This window comes from Luteibacter sp. (assembly GCF_035539195.1).
GTDB lineage: Bacteria > Pseudomonadota > Gammaproteobacteria > Xanthomonadales > Rhodanobacteraceae > Luteibacter.
The window spans coordinates 35,337-60,548 of sequence record NZ_DATLIW010000039.1 but is presented as its reverse complement, the minus strand read 5'-3'; the positions used below and the strand labels follow the sequence as shown (position 1 = coordinate 60,548).

At 67.4% G+C, this 25,212-nt stretch carries 20 protein-coding genes; 4 read left to right on the top strand and 16 right to left on the bottom strand.

Features of this window, described 5'->3' with window-relative positions; translation table 11 throughout:
- The first annotated feature begins 17 nt into the window (after positions 1-17).
- Positions 18-2,072 (top strand): M13 family metallopeptidase, encoded by a 2,055-nt coding sequence (locus VM621_RS17165; protein WP_325470181.1) that lies wholly within the window; start codon positions 18-20, stop codon positions 2,070-2,072.
- A 167-nt stretch (positions 2,073-2,239) separates the two neighbouring features.
- On the opposite strand, the gene VM621_RS17160 is transcribed toward VM621_RS17165, so the two are convergent.
- The 5 genes from VM621_RS17160 to VM621_RS17140 are packed head-to-tail and all read right to left on the bottom strand — an operon-like array spanning position 2,240 to position 8,503.
- Positions 2,240-2,953, bottom strand: a complete 714-nt coding sequence (locus VM621_RS17160; RefSeq protein ID WP_325470180.1) for an ABC transporter permease — start codon at positions 2,951-2,953, stop codon at positions 2,240-2,242.
- Positions 2,950-3,879 carry an ABC transporter ATP-binding protein gene (locus tag VM621_RS17155; RefSeq protein WP_325470179.1) on the bottom strand — a complete coding sequence of 310 codons (930 nt, stop codon included), beginning with the start codon at positions 3,877-3,879 and terminating at the stop codon, positions 2,950-2,952. The genes VM621_RS17160 and VM621_RS17155 overlap by 4 nt, the downstream gene beginning before the upstream one ends.
- Positions 3,876-5,000, bottom strand: coding sequence for an ABC transporter permease (locus VM621_RS17150; RefSeq protein WP_325470178.1), 1,125 nt, complete (start codon positions 4,998-5,000; stop codon positions 3,876-3,878). The genes VM621_RS17155 and VM621_RS17150 overlap by 4 nt, the downstream gene beginning before the upstream one ends.
- Positions 4,997-5,899 (bottom strand): glycine betaine ABC transporter substrate-binding protein, encoded by a 903-nt coding sequence (locus VM621_RS17145; RefSeq protein ID WP_325470177.1) that lies wholly within the window; start codon positions 5,897-5,899, stop codon positions 4,997-4,999. Before VM621_RS17145 ends, VM621_RS17150 begins: the two co-directional genes overlap by 4 nt.
- A 3-nt stretch (positions 5,900-5,902) precedes the next feature.
- Positions 5,903-8,503 (bottom strand): glycoside hydrolase family 31 protein, encoded by a 2,601-nt coding sequence (locus VM621_RS17140; RefSeq protein WP_325470176.1) that lies wholly within the window; start codon positions 8,501-8,503, stop codon positions 5,903-5,905.
- A 150-nt stretch (positions 8,504-8,653) separates the two neighbouring features.
- On the opposite strand from VM621_RS17140, the gene VM621_RS17135 reads away from it, so the two are divergent.
- Positions 8,654-8,908 carry a CsbD family protein gene (locus VM621_RS17135; RefSeq protein ID WP_325470175.1) on the top strand — a complete coding sequence of 85 codons (255 nt, stop codon included), beginning with the start codon at positions 8,654-8,656 and terminating at the stop codon, positions 8,906-8,908.
- A 35-nt stretch (positions 8,909-8,943) separates the two neighbouring features.
- On the opposite strand, the gene VM621_RS17130 is transcribed toward VM621_RS17135, so the two are convergent.
- From VM621_RS17130 to VM621_RS17090, 9 genes are all read right to left on the bottom strand, one after another.
- Entirely contained in the window at positions 8,944-9,417 is a 474-nt protein-coding gene (locus VM621_RS17130; RefSeq protein WP_325470174.1) for an MEKHLA domain-containing protein, read from the bottom strand.
- A 34-nt stretch (positions 9,418-9,451) separates the two neighbouring features.
- Positions 9,452-11,182 (bottom strand): thiamine pyrophosphate-dependent enzyme, encoded by a 1,731-nt coding sequence (locus VM621_RS17125; RefSeq protein ID WP_325470173.1) that lies wholly within the window; start codon positions 11,180-11,182, stop codon positions 9,452-9,454.
- Positions 11,183-11,541: 359 nt separating this feature from the next.
- Entirely contained in the window at positions 11,542-12,939 is a 1,398-nt protein-coding gene (locus VM621_RS17120; RefSeq protein WP_325470172.1) for a diguanylate cyclase, read from the bottom strand.
- Position 12,940: 1 nt separating this feature from the next.
- The gene (locus tag VM621_RS17115; protein ID WP_325470171.1) at positions 12,941-14,128 is read right to left on the bottom strand and encodes a hypothetical protein; all 1,188 of its coding nucleotides are present in this window, start codon (positions 14,126-14,128) and stop codon (positions 12,941-12,943) included.
- Positions 14,125-16,467 (bottom strand): putative bifunctional diguanylate cyclase/phosphodiesterase, encoded by a 2,343-nt coding sequence (locus VM621_RS17110; RefSeq protein ID WP_325470170.1) that lies wholly within the window; start codon positions 16,465-16,467, stop codon positions 14,125-14,127. The genes VM621_RS17115 and VM621_RS17110 overlap by 4 nt, the downstream gene beginning before the upstream one ends.
- A gap of 7 nt (positions 16,468-16,474) precedes the next feature.
- Positions 16,475-17,119, bottom strand: a complete 645-nt coding sequence (locus VM621_RS17105; RefSeq protein WP_325470169.1) for a methylamine utilization protein — start codon at positions 17,117-17,119, stop codon at positions 16,475-16,477.
- 44 nt (positions 17,120-17,163) lie between these two features.
- Entirely contained in the window at positions 17,164-17,364 is a 201-nt protein-coding gene (locus VM621_RS17100; RefSeq protein ID WP_325470168.1) for a hypothetical protein, read from the bottom strand.
- Between the two features lie 29 nt (positions 17,365-17,393).
- A complete protein-coding gene (locus tag VM621_RS17095; protein ID WP_325470167.1) occupies positions 17,394-19,112 on the bottom strand; it encodes an ABC transporter ATP-binding protein in 1,719 nt (572 codons plus the stop codon).
- The gene (locus VM621_RS17090) at positions 19,079-20,122 is read right to left on the bottom strand and encodes a serine kinase (RefSeq protein WP_325470166.1); all 1,044 of its coding nucleotides are present in this window, start codon (positions 20,120-20,122) and stop codon (positions 19,079-19,081) included. Before VM621_RS17090 ends, VM621_RS17095 begins: the two co-directional genes overlap by 34 nt.
- Positions 20,123-20,249: 127 nt before the next feature.
- Between VM621_RS17090 and VM621_RS17085 the strand changes: the two genes are divergently transcribed.
- Both VM621_RS17085 and VM621_RS17080 read left to right on the top strand, forming a co-directional pair.
- On the top strand, positions 20,250-21,740 hold the full coding sequence (locus VM621_RS17085) for a radical SAM protein (RefSeq protein ID WP_325470165.1): 1,491 nt from the start codon (positions 20,250-20,252) through the stop codon (positions 21,738-21,740).
- A gap of 8 nt (positions 21,741-21,748) precedes the next feature.
- Complete coding sequence (locus tag VM621_RS17080) at positions 21,749-22,972, top strand: nucleotidyltransferase family protein (protein ID WP_325470164.1); 1,224 nt, start codon at positions 21,749-21,751, stop codon at positions 22,970-22,972.
- Here the strand turns inward: VM621_RS17080 and VM621_RS17075 are convergent.
- A complete protein-coding gene (locus VM621_RS17075; RefSeq protein WP_325470163.1) occupies positions 22,969-24,084 on the bottom strand; it encodes a glycosyltransferase family 4 protein in 1,116 nt (371 codons plus the stop codon). The genes VM621_RS17080 and VM621_RS17075 overlap by 4 nt on opposite strands.
- A complete protein-coding gene (locus VM621_RS17070) occupies positions 24,081-25,205 on the bottom strand; it encodes a glycosyltransferase family 4 protein (RefSeq protein ID WP_325470162.1) in 1,125 nt (374 codons plus the stop codon). The genes VM621_RS17075 and VM621_RS17070 overlap by 4 nt, the downstream gene beginning before the upstream one ends.
- Between the last annotated feature and the right edge of the window lie 7 nt (positions 25,206-25,212).

Sequence of the window (25,212 nt, the reverse complement as noted above, 5' to 3'; positions counted from 1 at the left end):
TGCCAGGACATCCTTCCATGGTCACGATCAACCGCATCCTCGCCGCCGCCATCGTGTGTGGCCTCGCTTCCACCGGCGCGCTCGCCGCCGGCGCACCCGTCGGGGTGGACCTGAAGGGAATCGATCACTCGGTGCAGCCAGGTGACGACTTCGACGGCTACGCCAATGGCGCCTGGAAGAAAACCGCGGTGATTCCGGCCGACCGGGCCAGCACCGGCGTGTTCCTGGAGGTATTCCAGAAAGCCGAAAAGCGCAACGCCGAACTGATCAAGGCGGCAGGCGAAGGCCATCCTGCGGCGGGCAGCGAACAGCGCCTCATCGCCGACTACTACAAGGCCTACATGGATGAGGCCGGCATCGAGAAAGCGGGACTGAAGCCCCTCGCGCCCGCGCTTGCCTCGATCGACGCGATCAAGGACAAGGACGGCCTGTCGGCCGCGCTCGGCGCACAGCTGCGCGCCGACGTCGATCCGATCAATGCGACCCACCTGGACACCGAGCACCTCCTCGGCCTGTTCGTCGCCCAGGGGCTGGAAGATCCCTCGAAGAACATGCCGTACCTGCTGCAGGGCGGCCTGGGCATGCCCAACCGCGATTACTACCTGAAGACCGATAAGGACATGGCCGACACGCGGGCCAAGTACGCCGCGTACGTCGAAGCCGTGCTGACGCAGTCCGGCACGCCCGATGCCGCCGGCAAGGCGAAAGCCATCCTTGCCCTCGAGACGAAGATCGCCCAGGCCCAGGCCTCCATCGTCGAAAGCGAAGACATCCACAAGGCGAACAACCCGTGGCCGCGCGCGGCCTTCGCGAGCAAGGCGCCGGGAATCGATTGGGACGCCTATTTCAAGGCGGCCCACCTCGACGACCAGCCGACCTTCATCGTCTGGCAGCCGGCGACAGTGACCCGGTTCGCCGCGCTGGTCGCCAGCGAGCCGCTGGACACCTGGAAGGCCTGGCTACGTTTCCACACGATCAATGCCGGTGCGAGTGGCCTGCTGCCCAAGGCCTACGACGATCTCGCCTTCGGCTTCTACGGCAAGACGCTCACCGGCACGCCGCAACAGCGTGAACGCTGGAAGCGTGGTATCGGTCGCGTCAACGCCGACCTTGGCGATGCCGTCGGCCAGATCTACGTGAAGCGCTACTTCCCCGCCTCCTCCCGCGCCCAGGTGCAGGACATGGTGAAGAACATCCTCAAGGCCTTCGACGCGCGCGTGGACACGCTGGACTGGATGTCGCCCGAGACCCGGCAGAAGGCCAAGGCGAAGATCGCCACGATCAAGGTCGGCGTCGGCTACCCGGATACGTGGCGCGATTATTCGAAGCTGGAGATCCGGCCGGACGACGCGCTCGGCAATCACCAGCGCGCCGAGATGGCCGAATATCAGCACCAACTGGCAAAGCTCGGCAAGCCGGTGGATCGCGACGAATGGTGGATGACGCCGCAGACGGTCAACGCGGTGAACCTGCCGCTGCAGAACTCGCTCAACTTCCCTGCGGCGATCCTCGAGGCGCCGTTCTTCGATCCGAAGGCGGACCCCGCCTCCAACTATGGCTCGATCGGCGCGGTGATCGGCCATGAAATCAGCCACAGCTTCGACAACACCGGTGCCGAGTTCGATGCCCAGGGCCGCCTCGCCAACTGGTGGACCGATGCCGACCAGAAGCATTTCAAGGAAGCCGGCCAGCGCCTCGTCGAACAGTTCAACCAGTACGAGCCCCTACCCGGCCTGCACATCAACGGCCAGCAGACGCTTGGCGAGAACATCGCCGACCTTTCCGGCCTGACCATCGCCTTTGCCGCGTACAAGGAGAGCCTGCACGGCAAGCCCGCGCCGGTGATCGACGGCATGAGCGGCGACCAGCGCTTCTTCCTCGCCTTCGCCCAGTCATGGCGGACGAAGACGCGCGACGCGGCCTTGCGCGCACAGGTGATCGGCGACGGTCACGCACCGGGCGAGTTCCGCGCGCAGACCGTGCGCAACCTGGATCCCTGGTACGACGCGTTCCAGCCGAAGCCGGGGCAGAAGCTGTACCTGGACCCGAAGCAGCGGGTGAAGATCTGGTAAGGGATTCGGCCATGCCGAAGTCGTAAGAGCATCGCCGATGAATCGGCTCCCACACAAAGCAAGGTCAGGCTATGTGTGGGAGCACCGGCCGGCTTGTGTGGGAGCACTGGCCCGGCTATGTGTGGGAGCACTGGCCAGGCTATGTGTGGGAGCCGCTTCAGCGGCGATCAGCCTTGCCGGCGAATTCGCCGCTCGAGGGTTCCGAGCAAACCGTCGATCGAAAGCGCCAACGCGCCGACCAGCAGCGCCCCCTGCACCACATACGCCGTATTGTTCCCCACCAGCCCCTCCACGATCGGCGAGCCCAACGTGGTCGCGCCCACGGCCGAACCGATCGTCGCGGTGCCGACACCGACGATGGCCGACAGGCGCACGCCGGCCATGATCGGCGCGGCGGCCAGCGGCAATTCCACCTCCCACAGGCGTCGCCAGCGACCATAGCCCATGCCGTCCGCCGCGTGCAGCGCGGCCGGCGGTACGTTGTCCAGGCCTGCCACGGTCTGGCCGAGCACCGGGAGCACCCCATACAGCGTCAATGCCAGCAGCGTCGGCGCGGCACCGAAACCGAGCAAGGGCACGGCGATCGCCAGCACGGCAACCGGCGGAAACGTCTGCCCGATCACCGCCACGGCACGCACGGTCGGCAGCAACTCGCGGCCGCGAGGTCGCGTCGCCAGCACGCCCAGCGTGAGACCCGCCGCGACCGCGATCAGGGTGGCCAGGACGACCAGCCACAGATGCGACAGCGTCAACACAAGAAACGACGTGCGCGCGTACAGCGGATGCGATAGCGACGGCAGCCAGGCGTGGAACCACGGCGCGCTATGGGGCAGCACGAGGAGCAGGACGACCAACAGCAACGGGGCGACGATCGCCTTCACTCGCGCAAGGCCACGAGATCGGCCAGCAGGATTGCGCCGGCAGGCTGCCCGGCTTCGGACACGGGCAGACGATCGCGCCCCTGGGCCAGCATGGCGCCGAGCGCGTCCTGCAGCGAGGCGCCGCCGTCGACGGCATCGCCATCGGCACGCTCGTCCTTGCGCATGCTGTCGCGCACGCGGCGCACCGCCAGTTCGCGCAGGCGTGCGCGCGACCCGCCGACGAATTCACGCACGCGTTCGTTCGCCGGATGGCGGATGAGTTCGAGCGGCGTACCGACCTGGGCGACCTTGCCGTCGAGCATCAGCGCCACGCGCTGACCGAGGCCGAACGCCTCGTCCATGTCGTGCGTGACGAACAGGATCGTCGTGGCCGTATCGCGCTGGATCGCCTTCAGGCTGGCCTGCAACGATTCGCGCGTCACCGGGTCGAGTGCACCGAACGGCTCGTCCATCAACACGATGCGCGGCCGCGCCGCCAGCGCACGCGCGACACCGACACGCTGTTGCTGCCCTCCCGAGAGCGTGTCGGGATAGCGATCGGCGAAAGCGGGCTCGTCCAGCTTGAGTAGCGCCAGCAGCTCGGCCACGCGTGCACGGATGTCGACGCTCGACCAGCCCAGCAGCCGCGGCACCGTGGCGATGTTCTCGCCGACGGTGCGGTGCGGGAACAGACCCACGGACTGGATCGCATAACCGATGCCGCGCCGCAGCGTCTCGACCTCCTGGGTAGCCACGTCCACGCCATCGATACGCACGCTGCCCCTATCGATGTGGACCAGGCGATTGACCGTGCGCAACAGGGTGGACTTGCCCGAGCCCGAAGGCCCGACGAGGACGAAGAACTCGCCGTCCTCCACGCGAAGCGAGAGGTCGTCGATGACGACGTGCTCGCCGAAGCGCTTGTGGACGTGGTCGAACTCGATCATGGGCGGCGTTCCGTAAGGGCGAGCATGGCCTGGAAGAGAAGATCGACGACCAGCGCCAGCGCGATGATGGCCAGCGTACCCAACATCACCATGTCGTTGGCGCCCTGGCCGATGCCGAGGAAGACGAAGCGGCCGAGTCCGCCGGCACCGATCAGCGTGGCGACGGCGGCCAGGCCGATCGTCTGCACGGCGACGATGCGCAGGCCGGCAAGCAACACCGGCCAGCCCAGGGGCAGCTGCACGCGCGCCAGCAACTGCACTCGACTCATGCCCAGGCCGCGCGCCGCGTCACGCGCATCCGCCGGCACCGCCCCCAGGCCGGCGACGGTATAGCGCACCACCGGCAACAGCGCGTACAGCACGAGGGCGAAGACCGCCGGCGCGGCACCCGTGCCACCGAAGCCGATCGCGCCCAGCGCTGGCCATGCCTGCGCCAGCCAGGCGAAAGGCCCGATCAGCAGCGCGAAGAGGGCAAGCGACGGGACTGTCTGCAGGAAGGCGAGCCCGCCGACCACGAGGCCATCCGTTCGTCGCGTGCGCCATGCCCACCAGCCCAGGGGAACGCCGACGACGAGCGCCAGCACGAGCGTGGTCGCGGCCAGGACCAGATGCGTGAGCAATGCATCCATGAAGGGTCCACGCTGCGCATGGAATTCACGGACCAGGGCCAAGGTGTCGAAGCATCCACCGAGCCCCATCGCGACCAGTGCCGCCAGCAGCGAAAGCCAAGCGCCGATCCGTCCGGCCATGCGCACGTCGCGCAAGCGGTCGAGCATGAGCAGAACCGCCGCGAGCCACATCGACCAGAATCCCGCACCCAACGGCACGCGCGCACTGGGTATCGTCGTGAGAAGCAGCGAATGCGCGTCGATACTCGCCAGCAGGGGCAACCCGGCAATGAGCAGCCACGCCATCGAGGCAACGGCCACAGGGCCTCCCTTTGCGCTCGTCGTGCCGAAGGCCGCTACCAGCGCCCACGTCGCGGCCAGTGCCAGCGCCTGCGGACTGTGCGGCGCACCGCTCAGCAACCGGTTCGGCGTGAGGTACAGGAAAGGGAGGGCCAGCGCGGCGAAAAGGCCGGCGCCCGCCAGCACCGCCACCGGCAACGCGCGCCGGTTCATCGCAGCAGGCCCGCGTCGCGCAGGAAGTCGCGGGCCACGACGGCCGGATCCTCACCGTCGATCTGTGTGCGTGCGTTGAGCTTGCGCAGCACGTCCACCGTCAACGGCTGGAAGGCGGCTTCCAGCGAACGCCGCATGGCCGGATAACGGCGCAGCACATCCTCGCGTACCACCGGCGCAGGCTGGTAAACCATTTCCACATGTCGAGGGTCGGCAAGCACGGTCAGCCCGGTGACGGCGATGGCGCCATCCGTGGAGTAGACCATGCTCGCGTTGACACCCGATATGCCTTCGGCAGCGGCCTTGATCGTCGCCGAGGTATCCCCGCCGGCGAGCACCAGCAACTGGTCGCCACGCAGCGTGAAGCCGTAAGCCGACTGGAATGCCGGCAAGGCCGCGTCGCTTTCCACGAACTCGGCGGAGCCGGCCAACCGTACGTCGCCACCACGGGTTACCCAGTGTGCGAAATCGTCGAGCGTCGCGAGCTTCGCAGCACGCGCCACGTCACCGCGCACGCCGATCGCCCAGTGGTTGTCGGCCGGCGCCGGGCGCAACCAGACCAGGCGATGGGCGGCGAGATCGAGCGAGGCGGCGAGCGCATACGCCTTCGGCGCGTCGCGAAACGCGGGATCGCTCTCGCGATGGAAGAAGAATGCGGCGTTGCCGGTGTATTCCGGATAGACGTCCAGGTCGCCATTGAGCAGGGCACGACGCACGATGGAAGTCGGCCCGAGCTGGGTGCGGTCGACGACCGGAACGCCGTCGCGGCGCAGCACCTGCAACAGGATCTGCCCGAGCACCGCGCCTTCGTTATCCGCCTTCGAGCCTACCCGCACCACGGCCTGCCCCTGCGCCGCGAAGGCGAGCATCGTGAGCAGGACGCAGAGCAGGCGACGCAACGCTCAGCGCCCCAACAGGCTGGCGAACGTACGCTTGAAAGCCGCGTCGATCGGCGTGGCATCCACGCTCGCCGGCAAACCGCGGAAACGCGCTTCGAAGGCGAGGACGGCATCCATGAACCGCTGGGCGCGACCTTCGTCGTCGCCCTCCTCCACCGCATAGCCCAGCACGCGCGCCGCCTGGCCTGCGAGATCGACGTCGTCGGGAAGGGCCGAGATATCTCCCCAGACCTGCTTCAGGTACGCCACGGCGATCCCGGCACGCCGCATCCGATGGAGCAGGCCGACCGGCATCGTATGTTCGGGAGTGAAGCGGGCGACGATGTCCTGCGGTTCATCCAGCGAGACCGGACCGAGGTCGACGCGGATGCAGAGCGACGCCGTGTCGAACAGCCAGGTCCGCGCCTTGGGCGACGCGCCGTACGGCAGGCGCACACCGTTCACCTCGACGCTTTCCGGAATGCCTGCGTCGAGCAGCTCCACGATGTACGAACGCGTCGCGGGCCGGCCCCTGTACTGCCCGCGCATGGCGTCGATGTGAACGCGCTGCGCGCGATCGCCGCGACGGCTGCGTACACACGTGCGCGCGAACTCGCCGCGCTGGTAACCCTGGGTCTCGCCGTCGTCGTCGTAGAGTTCGGTGGCGCCCTCGTCGCCGGGAAACACCTGCAGGATCAGCGCGTCGGGCACGCTGGCAAGGTTGCTCATGCCCTCGGGGTACAAAGGCACGACGCTGCCGGGACGTACGAAGATCGGTATCTCCTCGAGCGTGTAGTGTCGCTCGATCATCTGCCCGCCTTCGAAGGACTCCGCGCCGTCGCGGCTATACCATAGGCCCGGTGGCAGCCAGACGGGAAAAGCGGCCGCGCCGTCGTCGCCCACCGGTTCCGTCACCGGCGCGACAAGGATATCGTTGCCGAACATGTACTGCGCCGGATGGTTGTACGACGCTTCGTGCTCGGGCCAGTGGTAGTACATCGGCCGCACGATCGACAGGCCCGTATCGTAGGCGTGGCGCGCGGCGCCATAGATATAGGGCGCGAGCTGGTAGCGCAGGCGGATCGCGGCGAAGATCGCGTCGCCATAAGGCGGCCCGAAGTGCCACGGCTCCTTGTGCAGGCTGGCTTCCTTCGCCGAGTGCGTGCGCAGCACCGGGCTGAAGGTGCCCAGCTGCATCCAGCGCGCATACAGCTCGGGCTCAAGATGCCGCTCGGGCCGGGGGATGTGCTTATGGAACGTATGCCCACCGATGTCGTGGCTCCAGTAGCCGTAAAGGACATTGGACGCCATCGCCGTGAAGTGCGGCTGGAAGGCCAGAGAATCCCAGGAGATCACGCTGTCGCCCGAGAAACCGATGGGATAACGGTGATTACCCAGGCCACCCCAGCGGTGGTAGATCAGTCCACGGTGGTCGCCTTCGCGCTGCATCTCGGTGAAGAAGGTGTGGTTCAGCCACCACGTATTGGACAGCCCGGGATACGCCTTCGATTCCGGCCATTGCTGCCAGTCGAGCCACCAGAAATCGACGCCGATCTTCTCCAGCGGGTGGAGCACCGTGTCGAACAGCGCACGCATGTATGGCTTCGAGGTGCCCTCGAAAGGAATCGCCGCCTGCGTCGAGGTGTCCCACGACAACGCCTTCGCCATCGCCTCGTACTGCTCTTCGTGCGGCAGCACGCCGGAGGCCGGATGCAGGTTGAGGGTCACGCGCAGGTGCTGTCCGTGGGCCCAGCGCATGAAAGCCTTGGGGTCCGGAAACAGGCTCCGATTGAAGGTGTAGCCGGTCCAGCCCGACTGCTCGCCGAAGACATCCTTCTGCTCGTGGCCCGGCCGCAACGAGAGTCCTGGCGTGGTGTGCCAGTCCATGTCGAGCACCAGCACGTCGAGCGGGATACGCTCCTTGACGAAACGCGCCCCCAGCGTGCGGAGTTCCTCGTCCGTGTAATTCCAGTAGCGCGACCACCAGTAGCCGAAGACGAAGCGAGGCGGCATCGGCTGGGGCCCGGCGATGGCGGCGAAGTCGGCCAGGGCGGCACGGTAGTCGTGGCCGTAGCCGAAGAAATACAGGTCCTGACGCTCGCCGGCCGGACGTTCGAGCACCCAGCCTTGGTCATCGATGCCGAAGCCTTCGGTGTCGTCGACCACGTGCCAGCCGTCGCGCGCGATCAGTCCTTCCTCGATCGGCAGCTTGCTGCCGTCCTGCCAGGTGTCGCCGTCGTAGCGGTCGAGCGTGCGGTAGGTGCCGCCGAGATTGGCCTTCTGGACATCGCCGGGTTTCCAGGAGAGGTCGCCATCGCCCTGGCGGACCACGATGGCGAGGTTGGCAGCGGTGAAGCGCCCGGTGCCCTTCCGGTAGCGAAGCCGGAGCGCACCGGTGTCGATCTCGAGGGAGTGCTCGTCTTCGGCAATCCGGAAGCGGGGCACGTCGAGCGCCCTATGCACCACGACCTGGGTGCGGCTGTCCCGGAAGGCGCCGGTGGCACTCCATTCCAGCCGGACGAGCCGTGGCGTGAGGACACTGAAGCGCACCCCGGCCCGCTCGATCACGGCCTCCGGGTGGGCCGCGGCGCCGGCTTCGGACCGCTGGTCTGTCGTGGCTTCCATGGGCGCGGAGCCCCTTCTTCGGCGCGAGGTGCACCATTATGACGCGTCGCCGCATGGAACCGGTGAAAGCATGCGCTTGACGGCGTCTTGTCGCGGCGTGCACTTCCGGACCGTCACCTTCTGCTCTTCAATCACCGGAGGAGCGGGACCATGACAGAAGACCAGATCCGTGGCGCAGCCAACACCATCGGCGGACGCGTCCAGCGGGCCGCCGGCGCCCTGGCCGGCGACCACGGCCTCGAAGCCGAAGGCGCCATCCGCGAGACGGCCGGCCGTGTCCAGGCCAAGGCCGGCGAGGCGGTCGACACCGCCCGCGACGTGATCGCCCATCGCCCCCTCGGTGCCATCCTGAGCGGCTTCGGCGTCGGTATCCTGGTCGGCATGCTCCTCGCCCGCCGCGACTGATTCGCCTGCAAGGGGACGCCGGCGGCCCGCGATGATCAAGCGGACGTTTCACCGCCGGCATCGTCCTCGAACCTGTACAGCGCCGCCTGTCCACGGCGACGCCCATGCATGTCGTGAAGCTCCCAGACCGAGCAATCGTGAATGCGAAACGTTGTACCGTCCTTGGCAACTCGTATTCCGGAGTAGCCGTGGGCGATGCCGTGTTCTTCGAGCGCCCGAAGGAAAGCCGCGCGGTCGCCGCGACTTTCCGCCGGCGCGCTGAGGCGCGAAGGAAGCCGAAGCAATTCACCCATCGAATAGCCGAAACGGCCCTGGGCCGATCTGTTCGCGTAGATGAAACAAGGATCGACCTCGGCGCTGTGAGCCATGAGACCGAATCGGGCTTCCCTATGAAGCCATAGCAATCGGCACTGTCGCACCGACACAGGCGTCTCGAGCGGGTGACCCATCCAGCGCCGATAGGAATCGTCCACCAGGCGGATGATGTCGAACGGGATCGTTGGCCTCATGAGAATGCCCTGCCTTCAACGCGACACGCAGCGCTCAGAGGTTACGCAGCCGAGGGTTCTTCCCGAGTTCCTGTCGCCCATCGACCGGTATATCGACGAGGATGGAGCGCTGCGGATGTGAGAGGCATCGGGTGAGTAGCTCGTCCAGGTTGGAGAGATCGGCGCGAAGCCGAAAAGCGTCCCAGCCACAGGCTTGCGCGATCCCGGCGTAGTCGAGTTTTTCGAGGTCGGCGTGGTAACGCTCTGGAGGAACGTCGTCAAGAATCTTGCCGAGCCCTTGCTCGACGATGGCGTACGTCCCGTTGTTCAGCAGGAACACCACCAGACCCAGGTGACGTGCTTCACCGAGGTAACCGGCGAACAGGCGAAAACACCCGTCGCCAGTGAAGGCGAACACGTGCGCGTCTGGTGCACCAAGACTCGCACCTACGGCCGCGCCGAACGCGCCCCCCATGGCGGATCCGCGATAGAAGCTGTGAAACCGGATATTCGGGTTGGGTCGCTGGGTGACATATTGACGATCCTTGTAGGCAAGACAGACATCGTCGAAGCCTATGCTCCCCTCGGGCCACCACGCGTCCAGACGTCGGTACAGATCGACGAGGTCGACATGGCCAGCGGAGGCAGTCGCGTAGGGTCCGGCATTCAGCTCCGCGGGTGCGATGGCGGCAGGCCTGTGCCTGAGAGGTTCTTCGAGCAATCGTTCGAGCATGGCTTCGAGGGCTTCCGCCAAGGGTGCACGTAACCAATAGCTGGCGCCTTCGACGCAACGGGCGAATCCGCCCGAACCGATCCCATACCCACTCTCCTTACCGGTAACGATGAAAACCGAGTGGACACCGACGGGATCGAGATTCGTGGTGTATTCGTCAGGAACCGCACCGAGCACCAGGAGGACGTCGTTCTCGCCAAGCGAGCGCCACAACGCGGTGGCTTCGTCGTTTCCGCCGAACAGGATGTATCCGTATCCGTAGGGGTTGTCGCGCGCCACACCGTTGGCGCCATTGATGCTCCAGATCAGGGGCGATGCGACAGCCTCGCAAAAGCGCGTCGTCAAGGACGAGGCACCTTCGATGCGCGACAGTTCCTCACCCACCAGGACGACGATTCGTCGTCTGTCACTACGGGTGCGCAAAGCACGGACAAAGGCGTCAACGGCATCGCCATCGGCATGTACTTGTCGTTTCGCGCGTTGCCGAGGCGGTGCGACCTGGGACTTCCGAAGCGCTTCGTCCACCAGGACGAGTACGACCGGCTGGCCCCCGGACACGACCTCCCCCGCCCGAAGCAGCTGGCCGTTAAGCGCTTTCGCACTGTCCAGAACGAATACGTTCCCGCCGAGTTCGGCCCTCAGCTGCTCGACGATGTTACTACCGTGGATCGACGTGTCCTGCAGTGGTCCCCATCCCTCGGCCGAAGAAGGCGATACGGGAACGATGTAGACGGCCGGAATGTCATGCAATTTCGCATCGGAGAGACCGCAGGCGAGCAGCTTCGTGGCGGCTCCGGTGGTGGCGATGGCAGCGGCCGGCCTCCCGGTAGCGAGAAAGTGACCAAGAGGAATGAATCCGGCCGCGTATTCGCCGATCGAGAAGAACCGCAGCATGTCCCGCGAAGGGGACGGCGCGCTCCACGGCGGCAGGTGTTTCAGTAGATGAATCACACCGCCGCCGGTTACACCGGCGCATAGACCGATGCCCCAGTGGCGTAACGTGGCGGCAAGCACTTCGTAACCCGTCGGAGCCGACATCGGCCTTGCTGACATGCGCATCCCTCCATGGTGGCCATCACCCTTGTAGGTATAGCGCAAATGCGTGCCGAAACCGCTCGAGGCAGCTTGCGGTCGATACCTCCATTCCGGAGCGTCTTCTTGCTAATCAAACCGCTCACGACAGCGCTGCCGTTTACACATCATGTTGCCGAACCCGGGCGTCGCGGTCGGGTTGGCTCTTGGGGCTTTCGCGGAAGCATCGCCGCTGAAGCGGCTCCCACAGTGGCTGCTTGGGGCGCAGGGGCGATCCCTTTCGCCGCTGAAGCGGCTCCCACAGGGGCTGTGTGGGTCCCACAGGGGCTGTGTGGGTCCCATAGCGGGTGTATGGGTCCCACCGTGGCTGTTCGCTCGACTCAGAGCAACAGGCAGCGATTACGCCCTGCCCGCTTGGCGGCGTAGAGCGCACGATCCGCGCGATCGAAAACCGTTGCGGCGGTGTCGTCGGGGAGAAAACGCGTGACGCCGCCGGACATCGTCACCGTCACCGGTTTCTGACTGGCGTGGAAGGCGAGCGCCGCGACCGTCTCGCACAATGCCTGGGCGGCGGTCACCGCCTCCTCGGCGGAAATGCCGGCGAAGACCACGACGAACTCCTCGCCGCCGTAACGGGCGACGAAGGCCGGTTCGGGCAGTTCACGCGTGAGCGTCTGGCCGACGATACGGAGCACCGCGTCGCCCGCGGCGTGACCGAAGCTGTCGTTGATCACCTTGAAATGATCGATATCGAAGGCGCCCACGCAGGCGACGCCACGATGCTCTCGCACATCGCGCTCGATCTCGGCCATCCGACGCTCGTAGGCAAGGCGGTTCGGCAGCCCGGTGAGCGGATCGGTGAGAGCCAGTTCGTGTTCCCGGCGCAGCGAGTCCTGCAGGGAGGTAGCCTGGGTTTCCAGCTCTTCGACGCGATCCTTCATGCGTGCGGCGCGATCGCGGTACGTCGCCAGCCGCTCGTCTTCGCGCACGCGGAACGCGCGGAAATGTTCGTCGATCAGGGAGAGACGCGCGTTGACCTGGGCCTGCAAGGTGTCCAGGTCGGTGGCGCCCTGCGTCTGCTCGACGAGAAGGCGCATTTCCTCGCGCACCGTGGCATCCAGGTCGCGCCCCTGTTCGTCGGCGGCGGCCATGTTCTCGGTCTCCGCCACGAGATAGCGAGTCATGTCGCCGAGCCTGCCGCTGACGTCGGCAAGCAGGTCCTGCAGTCGGGCGATATCGTGCTTCAGGGCGTCGCGCTGCAGGTTGACCAGATCGGCCAGAGCGTTCGCGGCCGCGGCGACTGCGTCGGTATCGTGCGCATCGATCAGCGCGGCCCGCAGTTCGTCGGCACGGCCGGCGAGGGTGGGCGCCAGGACGATGCGTTGGAGGACCTGGCGCAAGGTTTCGATCGCGACCCTGTCCGCGCGGCTGTCTTCGGCGACGTCCCGCGTGGCGCCTACGAGCGTGACCGTGTCGTCACCCGGTTCCCGCGCCGACGCTTCACGCGGCTCCAGCGCCGTAACCGCCTCGGCCAACGCGTCGAGCAAAGGCTCGAGGGTATCGGGGGACGAGACGTGGCGCAGGTCGTCGCCAAGCTGGTCGAGCAAGCGGTCCGCTTGCGTGCTCTGCCCGCGGGCCAGCGCGACCAGGCGTAACACGAGTCGCCGCAAGCCTTCTTCGAGCTTGCGGAAGTCCTGCTCGTCGCGCTCCATCCGCTCGAGGGCAAGATGGTATTTGCGCTCCCAGACATCCTGCGTCACGTCGTCGCCTTCGCTCATATCAATACATCACCCGCGCCAGCAGCTGCAGCTGGTTGCCACGTTCATGGGGCGAGAGTCCCACGTCTGCACGAGCGTCGCGAGTGGCAGCGACGTGCAGCCACTCGGCGGTGAGGCGTAGCCAGTCGCTCGGCCGCCAGTTCAGTGCGGCGGTGACCGCACGGCCACGCTCGCCCGACGGCCAGGTGCGGAAGCGTTCCACGCGCAAGGTCGGACGCCAGGCGCCACGGTTCCAGCCGGCAAGCAGGAAGCCCGACTGGAAATGGGTGCGGACGATGTTCTGTCGTGGCTGCACGTCGGTATCGCCATCCATGCCTTGTGCGATCCAGGTCACCGGACCGGTGGCGAACTTCGCGCCCACCGACCAGAAGCGCGTGCGCCAGGCGAACAGCTTGTCGCCCCCGGCATAGAGTTCGTGGGCGTGGGGGTCCGCGCGGTTGTCGTAGCGCAGGAGGCGCAGATCCAGGCCGGCGGCATTCGTCCAGCGGGTGTCGGCATACCACCCGGTGCGACCACCGACGCTCTGCAAGGGCGCATACGCCTGGCGACCACCGTCCTCCTCGGACGGCTCGCGCAACCGCCCGCCCACGCCATACACGAGGTCGCTCAACGACCAGCCCCGCGTGGCCAGGATGTTCCCTGCCGGATCGCCGTGCCGGAACAGGCCGCCGCCAAGGCCGAGCGTCCCGTTGTCGCCGCGCCATTCCTCACGGGCTTCGGCGCCCAGGCCACGCAGTTCCTCCCCGACCCAGCTGTTGATGGCCGAGGGCGTGACGGTCCACGGGCTGGTCCAGCCGATACCGTCGTTCTCCAGCGAGATCGGGATGAAATACAGACCGCCCTTCAGCGACGCCCGCCATGCCGACAGCGATAGCGGGCGGTAGCGAAGGAAAGCCTCCATCAGCTGCGGACTGGCGTGATCGGTCTGTTGCAGCTGTACGTCGGCAAGAGCGAACAAGGCCGGGGTGACTTGTGCCGTGACGACGAGGGCGGCGGCGCCGAACCGCGCCCTCGTATCGCCATCCCCATAGCGCAGGCGTCCGGGGCCTCCGTTGACGAAGCTCGGGTCGTTGGCGGCATCGACCAGACGCGCATCCGCGTACGCGTGCACCTTCACCTCCTGCGCGCTGGCGAAGGGCGCAACGACGCAGACGGCGATGGCGGCGAGGGCGCGGCGGAGTCGACTCACGCGGATCCCACGCCTTGCGCTCCCTGGCGCGCGACCAGGGCCGCGAACGTCATCGGCCGGTCGACGTGGAATCCCTGCACATGATCGCAACCGACCTCACCGAGGAAGGCGACGGTCGCCTCGTCCTCCACGCCTTCGGCGGTCACCCGGTAACCCAGGCGATGGCCGAGCTCGACCAGCGATCGGACGATCACGCGGTCGGTTTCATCGGTGGCGAGGTGTTGGACGAACATCTTGTCGATCTTCAGTTCCCGGACGGGCAGGCGGCGCAGGTAAGCGAACGAGGTCTGGCCGACCCCGAAATCGTCGATCGCTATGTCGATACCCATATCGGCCAGCCGCCGGAGGACTTGAAGCGCGGCCTCCGGTTCACCGATCACCGCGCTCTCGGTCACCTCGAGGATGAGCGACGTGGCCGGCAGGCGGTGGACCTGAAGCAGGTGGGCGACGCGATCGGGCAACTCGATATCGCCGATGTCGCGCGCCGAGAGGTTGATCGAGATGCGCATGCCTTGTCCGCCACGGTCGAGTTCGGCCGCCTGGGCGATGCCGCGCTCCAGCACCCAGCGGGTCAGCCGGCCGATGTTGCCGGTCTCCTCGGCCACGGCGACGAACTGCTCGGGCGAGACCATGCCGCGCCCCGGGCGCGGCCAGCGGACCAGCGCCTCCGCGCCGTCGATGCGACCATCCACGAGGCGCCGCTGTGGCTGGTAATAGAGTTCCAGCGCGTCGCCGTCGATCGCCGCACGCAGCTCGCTCATCAGCGACAGACGCTCCGGCCGATGCGGATCGGCGCGGGGATCGTAGACGTCGACGCCTCGCGCCGAGCCTACCGCGGCGAATTCCGCCACCTCGGCGCGACGTAGCAGGGTCGCCGCACGCTCGCCATGGCTGGGCGCCAGGGCGATGCCCACCGCCGGGCCCATATCCATATTCACCTCGGCGTCCTGGTAAGGCTGGCCGAGCGCATCCATCACGCGGAACGCGACCGAGATCGCCTCGGTACGGTCCGCCCCGCGAAGCCATACGGCGAACTGGGTATCCGTGGCACGCGCGACGTAGTGCGTGCCGGCCGCCTGACCCACGCGTTGGCCGGCGTCGCGCATGAGGCGGTCGGCGAACGCGTGGCCGATGGTCTTGATGATGTCCGGCAGGCGCGTGACGCCGACGATCAGCAAGGCGCCTTGCTGGCCCGGCGCGGTCGCCAGATCCTGGTCCACCGCTTCCTCGGCGGCCGCGCGATTGGGCAGGCCGGTCACGCCATCATGCATCGCCTGATGCCGGATGCGTAGCTCGCGTTCGCGCACCGCGTCGCCCATGGTGCGGAACGCCTTCGCCAGTTCGCCGATCTCGTCGCGCCGATGCACCTCGGGTGCGTCGCGGTAGTCGCCACCGGCGATCCGCCGCGCCGCGGCCGCCAGCGCTTCCACCGGACGCGAGACGCCCCGCGCCACCAGCCAGGCGACGAGCAGTCCGGCCGCCAGACCCATGGCGAGCAGGACCAGCCATGCATTCCATACCGCCTTATACGGGCGAAGCGCATCGTCGAGCGAATAGCCGAGCACCGCGTACACGGCCCCGCTGCCCTTGGGTTGGCGGAGCAACTGGGCAAACACCAGATAGTCGCGACCGCCGATGGTTACGGCCGTGGGCCGCGACGGCAGCGAACGATCGGTCGAGGAAAAACTCGCCGTCAGCTCGGAATGGCTGCTACCGCGAGCGATCACCGCATAGTGACCGGCGCTGCTCGGCGTGGCGAGCTCGATGTCGCGAGGCAACGCGGACAGCTGCTGCATATGCGCGATCATCGCGTCGTCGACCGGAATGCTGGCGACCACCAGTCCGACCGGCTGCGGCGCATAGATCGGCACGACGACGACCCAGTAGGCCTTCCCATCGACCACCGCAACGGCGGCGGTGCGCTCGGAGAAGGCACGGCTCAGCAGGTCGGGAAACGCGAACGGCCGGGCGTCGTCGGCGGCGGCCATGGTATCGGCCTGGACCTTGCCGTCGAGATCGAGCAGTTGCATGCGCGATGCGCCGACCCGACGGCCGTGGTTGCGCAGCACCGAGAGAATGGTTTCCTTGTCGCGCGCACCGATGGCCGAGCGCAGCCCGTAGTCCAACGACATGATCTGCACGCCATTGGCGACACTCGCCGAGAGATCGTTCATCTGCGCCACGAAAGCGGTGGCGTTCGCAGTCAACTGGTGACCGCCTTCGTCGATCAACTGACGGCGTGCGACGTCGTAGGCCAGGATAGCCGTGAGGCCCTGGACAAGGACCAGCGTGGCAACGAAGAAGAGTGCCAGCCGGGTGCGGAAGCCGAGGACCGGCATGGTCCGCTCAGTAGCCGAGGTGCTCGCGATCCATCGCGCCACGTGGATCGGGCAGCAAGGCGAGGTTGAAATGGACGGTGGCGGGCACCGCGTCGCCGACGGTGACACCCTGGATCGGCAGGGTCACGCCAGGGCGCAGTTGCGGATGCCAGGCATGCGCCCGGTACTGTCCGGCCATGACGCCTTCGATGCTGGCCCTGCCCTGTGCGTCGGTCGTCGCCATCTCGGGATCCTTCGTCACGTAGAGGTAAGTGAGCATCTGATCGTGGATGTTGCAACCGACCGCGGCGTTGCCGGGATTCGTCATCGCCAGCGCAGGGGAGCTCTCCCCCGGGCCGAGCATGTATTCGAACTTCACCATGTCCGAAAACGAGTAGACGTGGTGTCGCGTGGTGTCGCTGTTGCGGAAGATCACGCTGTCGCCGGGGTGCAACGCGGTGACGTAGGGAAGGAAGGTCTCGTCCTTCTGGTCCACGTAGCGGGTGGCCGGCACGATCGCGCGCGGCGTGGTGCCGGGCATGGGCGCGAGGCTGACCACCGCGTCCGCGATGGGATGGCCGCTGGTGTCCACGACCTCGATGACCACACGCCCGGCGTGGGCCGGTGCGGCGCCCAGGATGAGTACGGTCGCGATGGCGAACAGACTGCGCATAGGATTCCCCAGTGATCCGGCGCTAGCCTAGCTCAGTCGGAGGCTCAGCCGCGAACGGGGCGGAGCATGCGACAGACGGCGGCCATGGGGCGGTGCGGTCCGCAGGGGTCGGTGCTCCAGAAGTCGCTGCGATGCACCGCGGCAACCGCATCGAACGACGGTTGGCCCGGGCCCTGAAGCCGGCCGCCGGCCAGGGCGAGTACGAGCCCGGCCAGCATGGCAATGGATTTCCTGGTGACGTACATGGCCTTCCCCCCGGTTGACGATGCCGACGTTAGGCCCCCGCGCGTGAAGGGACAATAGACCGAAAGGTGGGGCCGATCGTCACGCAATGGTCGGCAAGCACCGCGACACCTTCCCGATGGGAGACGACGAGCAGCAGGGCGCGTGGCAATCGGCGCTTCACGGCCGAGAGGACGGCGAGTTCCGATGCCGCATCGAGTGCTCCGGTGGCCTCGTCCAGCACGGCCACCGTCGGCTCGTGGAGGATCACCTGGGCGAGTAGCAGGCGCTGGAGTTCACCACCGGAGAGGCGGCTGGAGTTGTCGTGCAGGGCGGTTTCCAGGCGTTTGTCCAGGCCGACGTCGCGCAACACCCCATGCAACTCCTCGTCCGTTGCCGCCGGCGCCGCCCAGCGCAGGCAGTCGCCGATCGTCGCCTGCCACGGCCGCACGCTCTGGCTCACGTAGGCACCATGGGCGACGTACGCGCGATACGCGTCGTAGTCGATGCGGCGTCCCTGGATGTCCACGTCGAACACCACCGGGCGCGCCATCCCGGCGAGGACATCGACGAGGCTGCTCTTGCCGATACCGGAATCGCCCCGGATGAGCACGAGCTCGCCGGGACGCATCACGAGATCGCCAAAGTCGATGCCCGGCAGCGGTGGCGACACGTGGATGCGCCCGACGTGGATGCCACAGGCCGGTAGCGTCGGTCGTGTCGTCGCCGCAGGCGCTACCGCGCCCGGCGTGCGCATGTAGCGCTGCCACAGCGCGAAGGCCGGTGCCGCCGAACGCATCTGCTGGAGACTCTGCCGGGTGGAAACCAGGTAGGGCAACAGCCGGCCGAGCAAGAGACAGACCGCGATCAAGGCGCCCCTGTCGATACCGTGCCAGCCTTGCGCCAAAAGGAACAGGACGGCGATACCGCCCACCGCCAGCAACTCGAGCACCAGCCGCCCCGAGGCGATAAGCTCCAATTGACGGGCATAGCCGTGCGCCAGGGCCGCCGACACCTCGCTCCAGCTGTCGGATTCCGCGTCCTCACGACCGAACGAGCGCACGTGACGCAAGCGCCTCGGGAAATCCTCGCTATGCCAGAACAGGCGCGTCATGTCCGCCACGTACCGTCGACTCACCTCGACCTGCTCGCGACCGTGGAAACGCGATGCAAGCAAGGCGAGGATGCCTAGCGGCGGCGCCAGAAGGAGCAGCGGCGGCGACACCCAGAACGCCAACGAGAGGCTGATCGCCGCGGTGACGCCGGCGACAAGCAGCTGCTGCAAGGCACTGAATCCCTGCACCACGATCTCGGTGTTGTAGGTGAGAACGTTGGCGATTTCCGCCGAACTGGCGTCGGCCAACGGGCCGATGTCGGCGGCGACGAGGCGTGCATGGACCTGGCAACGCAGCCGCATGCCGTAGCGACCGGTGAGACGCGCGCCCAGACGTGACGCCTGCCAGCGCAGCAGTGCGAAAGCCGCCGTCACGCCGGTGAACGCGGCCGTGCGCCCGCCGGCACCGATCGACGCAGGGAACCAGCGACCTTCGAATGGCAGCCGTGCACCCGGCTGGACCAGCGGTACGAGCAGAATGGCGGCGAGCGCGCCGGCAAGCGCCGCGGCCAATGAGAGCGCGACATAGACAGCGATCCTCCAGCGGTCGGCGCGCGGAAGTGTCGCGACCAGCGAGCGAAGGAGGGCATGCAGACCCGCACCGGAGGTCGCGCTGGCCACGGTCAGGCGCTCGCCACCTGGCTCGAAGCCAGCCACTGTCGCAGGGCATCGACCGACGCGAGCGGATGACGCCCACGTCGAAGCAGCTGGACGTCCATCTCCGCCAGTCGATGCACGAAGCGATGCCAGCCGGGCTGACCGGCCGCGTAAGGCTGGTCGGCGAGAAGGCGCGCCGCTATCTCGTCGCGATCGAGCGGCCTGAGCATGTCGGCGACATCCTCGGCCGCGTCCGCCGAGACGAACACGGCACCGATCAAGGCCAACGGCGAGGTCGCGACATGCCCGTGGCCCTGGCGGAGATCGGCCTCGAACTTGGTCACGCCGCTGCGTCGCGTGATCGTCGGCGAGTGCGCGATCCAACGGCGCAACGGGCCATCGTCGATGAAGCGCAAGGCGTCCTCGCGCACATGGAGGAAGTTACCCACCCCCCGCGCCTCCATGCTGCGTGGGTCGACGAAGATCGCGTCTTCGGCCACGAAGTCCATGCCAGCGATGAGGCCGTGCAGGGCAAGCGTCGATTTGCCCGCGCCACTGGCGCCGAGCAAGAGGACACCCCGGCCATCCAGACCCAGGCATGCGCCGTGCAGCGGAAGCAGATCCATGCCGCGGGCGGCGAGCAGGAAGACGGCGAACTCGATGAGCTCGTAACGTACGTGGTAGGGCCAGTCGAGCATGTCTTCGGAGACGACGACAAGAGCTCGTTGCCGCGAGTGATCGACGATCACGTAGTTGGACGCATCCATGATCCCACAGAGCAGCCCCGCACCCGATTGCGTGACGACCGGCGGTGGTTCGTGCGCGATCGTCGCCTCGCGGCGCGGTGACATCCGTAGCTCCACATGAAAGCCGGGCAACGGCGTATCGGGGTCGTCGGCCGGCATGCCGCCATAGGCCGCTTCTACCGGCTCGAGCAGCGCGGAGTGCGTGCTGTCGAAACGGAAACGCGCACCGAGAATGGTCTTGACCATGGCGAAGGGATAAGGCGAGCGCTCGAAGAAGGGATCGGCGCCAACGTCGCCAATGCCCGGAAGGGTGATCTGGGCCATGCGGCGTCCCGGCAGTTATGCCCGTGGGTGCGGTGCTTCCCTGGAAAGGTTGCGCTTGCGATGGAGGCAACCGTCGCCGTACGCCGGGGCACTCACTGACCAACGCGACGATTGAGGTCCCCCCGACATGCTCAAGATCCAGGTCGGCCACTCCTACTTCCTTCGATACGATCCGAAGCAGTGGGAACGTGGCAAGCCCTATCCCCCGCTGGCGACCATCCAGGTCGCCGCCCTGCTCAGGGAGATGGGCCACGAACTGTCGTTGTTCGACGCCATGCTGGCCGAGGGCGTAGAGGACTACACCGCCGCGTTGCACGCCGCCAGTCCGCACCTTGTCGTGATCTACGAAGACAACTTCAACTACCTGACCAAGATGTGCCTCAGCCGCATGCGCGATGCGGCGTGCCAGATGATCGCCGAGGCGCGTGCCCACGGCGCGCGCGTCATCGTCGCGGGCTCCGATGCGTCCGACCAGCCAGAGCCCTTCCTCGCCGCGGGCGCCGACGCGGTGCTCGTCGGCGAAGGCATCGCCGCACTGGCGGCCCTGGTGGACCGGCTCGAACGAGCACCGGATATCGATACCGCGCGCTGGACGGCCGGGCTCCCCGGCGTCGCTACCCTTGTCGACGGCGCGACGCAGCTCGTCCGGCTCGGCGCCGTGCCGCCGGATCCACGTGTGGTCGGACGTCCGGCCTGGGATCTGGTCGACATCGATCGCTACCGCTCGCTGTGGCAGGTACGCCATGGCTACTTCAGCCTCAACATGGCGGCATCCCGCGGTTGCCCGTTCCGCTGCAACTGGTGCGCGAAGCCGATCTGGGGCAACCACTACAAGCAACGCAGCGCCGAGGACGTCGCCGCCGAGATGACCTATCTCAAGCGGACATTCCGCCCGGACCACATCTGGATGGCCGACGATATCTTCGGCTTCCATGTCGACTGGGTGACGGCTTTCGCCGCGCACCTGCGTGACAGCGATGGCTCCGTGCCCTTCACCATCCAGACCCGCGCCGACCTCGGCAGCGAGCGCATGGTCGCCGCGCTTGCCGAGGCCGGCTGCGCCGAAGCCTGGATCGGTGCGGAAAGCGGCAGCCAGCGCGTGCTCGACCGCATGAACAAGGGCACGACGGTGGCCGAGCTGATCGTCGCGCGGCGTCGCTTCGGCGAACACGGCGTTCGCGTCGGCTTCTTCATCCAGCTGGGTTACCTCGGCGAGCAGCTCACCGACCTGCTTGCGACGCGCGATCTTGTCGCGGAGGCCGCGCCGGACGACATCGGGGTCAGCGTGTCGTATCCACTGCCGGGCACGAAGTTCTACGAGGAAGTCAAGGCGCAATTGGGCAGGAAGACCCATTGGCGCGACAGCAACGACCTCGCGATGATGTTCCGCGGCGCGTATGACTCCGACTTCTATCGCAGCATGCGCGACCTCCTGCACCAGCAGGTCAACCTGCGCCAGTCGCGCGAGACGCTATCGCCCGCGCGCCGCAACGAGATGCATACACAGCTGGAAGCGCGCTGGAACGCCCTGTTCGCCGATGAAGCCGGACATCGCAGCGAACAACCCACGCCATCGCCGTTCATCGCGATGCAGACCATTGCCCTGCCCTTACTGTAGATGCCGCCATGATGCCCTCCCTGAAGCTCGTCCGTCGTGGCCTGAACCGCACTACCGAGGCACTCGCCGCGGAGCTTGCCCTGGCCAGGCCGGGTAGCCGGTTGCCGGCATGGACCGACCTCGAATGGCGACTCGCATCCGCCGTGGCCGTGGCGCACGGCGTGTCTCCGCTGCTCAGTCGGCTGTCGACCTGGCAGAAGCCGGCATGGCGGCGTTTCCTCGCCGCGCAGCGCGAGCACGTGGAGCAGCGTCACGCCCGCATCGCCGCACTGCTCGAGCGCATCGATTCAGGCGCGCGCGACGTCGGCCTGGCGGTGGTCCCGCTGAAAGGTTCGGCACTGCATGCCTTGGGCATCTACGCACCCGGCGACCGGCCCATGGCCGATATCGACCTCCTCGTTCGCGACGAGGATGTCGGGCCGACCAGCGCCCTGCTCCTGGAACTGGGCTACGTGGAGTCGTTCGCGCAGTGGAAGCACCGCGTCTTCAAGCCGGTGGACGGGAGCGATTTCGTCGGCCTCGGCGAACACCGCGACACCCCGGTCAACATCGAGTTACACACGCGTATCCAGGAGCGGCTCCCGGTATCGACCGTCGACATCACCACGCGGATCTATCCCCGTCATCCGCGTCCGGGCCTCAATCCTTACCCGTCGCACGGCGCCTTGATGAGCCACCTGCTGCTGCATGCCGCCGGCAACGTGTGCGGTCGCAGCGTGCGGCTCATGCATCTCAACGACATCTCGCTGCTGTCGACGCGAATGGTGGCCAGTGACTGGCAGGCCCTGTGGGACGACGGCCGCACCGGCTCCGCGTGGTGGGCACTGCCGCCGCTGCGCCTGGTCGCGCGCTATTACCCGAACGCGGTCCCGCCGACGACGCTCGACCGCCTCGAGCGCGAGTGCCCACCCCTGCTCCGCGCCCTGTCGCGTCGCTGGACGCTGACCGATGTGTCCTGCTCCGATCTGTGGCTGCATGCGCTCCCCGGCGTCGAGTGGTCGCGCAGCGTGAGCGAAGTGATGCGCTGCTTGCGCAATCGTCTGCGGCCTTCGGCGGAAAGCGTGAAAGAACGGGCAGACATGGTCCGCACACAGGTGTGGTTGCAGGGCCAGAGCTGGGTGACGCAGGGTCATCGTCGCCGCATGCTCACGTGGCTCACCCGCCCGGTGCCGCGCATGGACACGCTCTACGTCGTACGCGCCGCGCTCGAACCGGCGGCGCCACTGGCCTAAGCCGAACCCCCGCGCCGCGCGAGCAGTTCGCGGTACAGGGCCTCGAACGTCCGCGCGGTGTAGTCGGCATCCTCGGCAAGAGCACGATGCTGCGCAGCCTCGGCCAGGCGACAACGCAAGGCCTCGTCGACCAGCACCCGCTGGATGGCGGCGGCCAGACCGACCCAGTCGCCGACCTCCACCGCGATGGCCGCCGAGGGCGACCATTCCGCGATATGACCGACCGCCGTCCCCACCGTGGGTACGCCGGCGACCGCCGCTTCGAGCAAGACGAGCGGGCCGGCCTCGTGGACGGACGACATCACCAGCAGGTCGGCCGCGGCGATCAGCGGGCGCAGTTCGCGCTGCGTGCGGAAGCCCAGGAAACGGACGTGAGCCTCGAGTCCCAGTTGAAGAGCGAGTCCGTGCATCCGACCTTGCAACGTATCGACCCCGACAATGTCCATCGCGAAATCCACGCCGGCGTCGCGCAAGGCGGCGAGCGCGCGTAGCAAGGTCGTCTGGTCTTTCACCTGGTTGAGGCTGGCGACATGCATCAGCCTGGCGCGCGGCGCGGCGCGACGACGTGGCGCGAGGGGGGGCCACGCCGTCAGATCGACGCCGAGCGGGATGCGTCGCGCCGGAATACCGAGCAAAGCCAGCGTATCGACGATCGGGGCACTGGCTGCGGACACCGCGTCGGTAGCACGAAGGACAACGGCCTCGCGAAGCCGCCCTTTCCAGCGCCGCCTGCCGCCGTAGTCGATAGCGTGCAACGCGACCAGCTCGCCGCCCGCGATGTGGACCAGGCTGGGCAGCCGCAGCAGCTTCGCCGCGGCGACCGCGATGAGGCTGCACGATCCGGAGAAGATCGCCTGGATCACGGCGAACGGTGCGACCCGGTGTTCCGCACGAAGCGCCGCGATCGCGCGCAAGCGCGTCCATCCGTTGCCGATGTTGTGCACCGTTGCACCCAGCAGCGACCAGGTCGCCGGCAACGGCTCCTGGTGCAGGACGAACACATGCACCTCGTGGTGACGGGCAAGCCGTGCGATAAGCGCGAGGAAGACCGGAATCACGCGGTACTCGCCCGTGCGGTCCATACCGCCGGGGACCACGATCGCGAGCTTCACGAGCGTCCCTCCCGACGGTCGGCGAGCAGTCGCGCATACGCGTCGGCCCATTGGCGGCCCACCGCGGCAAATGAAAGCGTCGCGTCGAAGAAGGCTCGCACGTCCGCGCGCGAAGGCCGTATGCCCGCCGCACGCACGAGGGACTCGGCCAACCGCCCGGCGTCGCCGCAAGGCCACAGCTCGCCGACCACATTCGCGGTAAGGGACCGAAACGACGGAATGTCCGTGACGACCGGTGTCACGCCACAGGCCAGGGCTTCGAGCAATGCGAAGCCACAACTCTCCGCGCGGCTTCCCGACACGAACAGGTCGGCAGCACGCATCAGGGTTTCGATGCGCGCATGCGGCTGGTTGCCGAGCAGGTGTACCCGGCCCTGGAGCCGCGGGTCGCTATCGATCCTGTGACGCACCGCGTCCATCAGCGGAGCGCGACCGAACGCGCAGTACAGGCGTATCCCCGGCAGCCGTTGCGCCGCACGCGCCACGCCCTCGAGGACCGTCAACGGATCCTTGCCATCACTGAGATGGCCCACCCACAGCACGCAGGGATCGCCGTCCAGCCCGGTCTCGGCACGGGCGGCGTGGCGATCGCCCGGCTGGAAGCGACTGCTCGACTCCGGAATCGCGAACAGGCGCGTGCGCTGGGCGAACAGCCCCTCGCGGGTGAACGGCCCTGCCAGTGCGGGCGAGGTGAAAGCGATACCCGAAGCCGCCGCGTACCACCGGCGCCAGCGTGGCCGACGCCACCAGCGTGGCGGTCGGTCCGCATGGTCCTGGATCAGGATAGGTACGCGTGGCAGGCGCTGTGCCACCGCGAAGGCATCGGCGGCGAAGCCGAGGCTGTGCACGTGCACGACCTGGCCGCCGATGTCGGCGACGAGGTCGGCGAGGAAGCGGCCGCGTGCGGCCGACGAGCGCAGTCCGCGCAGGTCGACGAAGTGATAGTCGATACCATGGCGCTGGAGTAGCCGCTGCTGTGTCGCAAGCTGGATCACCGACACGCGCCATCCCGATGCCGCTGCCGCCTCCGGGATATCCGCCAGCGATGGCCAGCGATCGAACAACGCCTCGGCCGAGCAATCCGCCGGCGCGCGGAGGAAATTGATCTGCGCGACATGCACGGGGCAA